Source organism: uncultured Nevskia sp. (assembly GCF_903885465.1).
Classification (GTDB): Bacteria; Pseudomonadota; Gammaproteobacteria; order Nevskiales; family Nevskiaceae; genus Nevskia.
Genome location: NZ_CAISIQ010000389.1, coordinates 1 through 1878, shown reverse-complemented (window position 1 = coordinate 1878; position 1878 = coordinate 1). Strand labels below are relative to the sequence as shown.

At 63.7% G+C, this 1878-nt stretch carries 2 protein-coding genes; both read right to left on the bottom strand.

Translation table 11 applies throughout. The features are described 5' to 3' along the window. Positions 1 to 140 precede the first annotated feature (140 nt). Entirely contained in the window at positions 141 to 1196 is a 1056-nt protein-coding gene (locus QZY06_RS15200) for an NAD(P)-dependent alcohol dehydrogenase (protein WP_295685913.1), read from the bottom strand. A 126-nt stretch (positions 1197 to 1322) separates the two neighbouring features. After that, positions 1323 to 1878: GGDEF domain-containing protein (locus QZY06_RS15195; protein WP_295685912.1), on the bottom strand; the 556-nt coding region annotated here is incomplete at its 5' end.

Sequence of the window (1878 nt, the reverse complement as noted above, 5' to 3'; positions counted from 1 at the left end):
CGTCATCCCCGCGCAGGCGGGGATCCAGTTCTTTGGCTTTCCGCGGCGCATGAACGGCAGAACTGGATTCCCGCCTGCGCGGGAATGACGGGATTTTCAAGGCTTCTACTGTTCGAAGGCGCTTTGGAATTGCCCGAGAATCAGGCCGCTTTCAAGGTTGCGATGTCGATCACGAAGCGGTACTTCACATCGCTCTTGACCATGCGGTCATAAGCCTCGTTGATGTGCTTGATGTCGATCACCTCGACATCCGACACGATGCCGTGCTCGGCGCAGAAATCGAGCATCTCCTGCGTCTCGGCAACGCCGCCGATCAGCGAGCCGGCGAGGTGACGGCGCTTGAACACCAGCGGTGCCATCTCGATCGTCGGCGGCTTGTCCGGCACGCCGACCAGCGTCATCGTGCCTTCGCGCTTGAGCAGCACCATGTAGGCGTTGAGATCGTGCGGGGCGCTGACGCAGTCGATGATGAAATCGAAGCTGTTGAGGTGTGCGGACATCGCCTTCTTGTCGTTGGAGATCACCGCTTCCTTGGCACCGAGCCTGACCGCATCGGCCACCTTGCTCGGCGAAGTGGTGAACAGCACCACGTGGGCGCCCATGGCATTGGCAATCTTCACCGCCATGTGACCGAGACCGCCGAGGCCGACGACGCCGACCTTGTCACCCGGGCCCACCTTCCAGAAGCGCAGCGGCGAATAGGTGGTGATGCCGGCGCAGAGCAGCGGCGCCACGGCGTTCAGCGGCAGCTTGTCCGAGACCCGCAGCACGAAGGCTTCATCGACGACGATGTGGCTGGAATAGCCGCCGTAAGTGGTCGAGCCGTCGTGGCGGTCTTTACCGTTATAGGTGCCGGTGAAGCCCTTTTCGCAGTACTGCTCGACGCCTTCCTGGCAGGCCGCACAGGTGCGGCAGCTGTCGACCATGCAGCCGACGCCGACGGTATCGCCGACCTTGAAACCTTTGACTTCGGGGCCGACGGCGGCGATGCGGCCGACGATCTCGTGGCCGGGCACCATCGGGAATTTCGAGCCGCCCCATTCATCGCGGGCCTGGTGGACATCGGAGTGGCAGACGCCGCAGTAGAGGATGTCGATCGAGACATCCTTCGGGCGCAAGGCGCGGCGGTCGATCGTGAACGGAGCAAGCGGGACGCTGGCGGCGGGGGCCGCGTAGCTGAGCGAGGTGATGGACATTTTTGGGTTCCGGTGCTGACGGGGAGTGAATGATACCGATCGGTAACATACTCCTGGTCCGACAAGCGAGTGCTGCAAGCGTTCAAAAAAATGCTTGCGAGTTCCCGGATTGGCCCAGCCCTGCGATCAGCTCGCGGCTGTCATCTGCAGCTCGACGAGGTCCAGCAACTGGGCCAGCGATTCGCTGCCGGCCGGCTCGCAAAGCAGCAGGCCGATGTGGAAATCGAACTGCGCTTCGAGGATCGGATTCGCCGACAGGGCGGCGACCGCAGCCTGCAGCCGGCGACGGATCACTTCCACTTCACCGTACGAATCCGGCGCCAGGATCGCGAACCTGTCGTCGCTGATGCGGGCGACGATGTCGGTGGTGCGAAAGCTCTTGCGCAGGATCATCGAGGCCAGCGAGATCAGTGCATCGCTGGCGGCAGCGCCGAGGCGCGCATTGACGCCGCTCAGGCCGTCGAGCCCGATGCAGACCAGCGTGCAGGACGAGTTGCGCCGCCGTGCGCGCAGCAGTTCAGGCGCTGCCTGAGTGTCGAAACCGTGGCGGTTGAGCAGGCCGGTGAGGTTGTCGGTGATCGACTGCCGATGGGCGATCTCGTGCTGGCGTACGCGCTCGGTGTCGTCTTCGGCCAGACCACCGACATAGCGCTGGCCGGCGGCATCGTGGAACGGGAAGCGG

Coding starts and splice junctions, on each gene's coding strand:
- QZY06_RS15200 (WP_295685913.1), bottom strand. CDS start 1,196: ATGTCCATCACCTCGCTCAGCTACGCGGCCCCCGCCGCCAGCGTCCCG.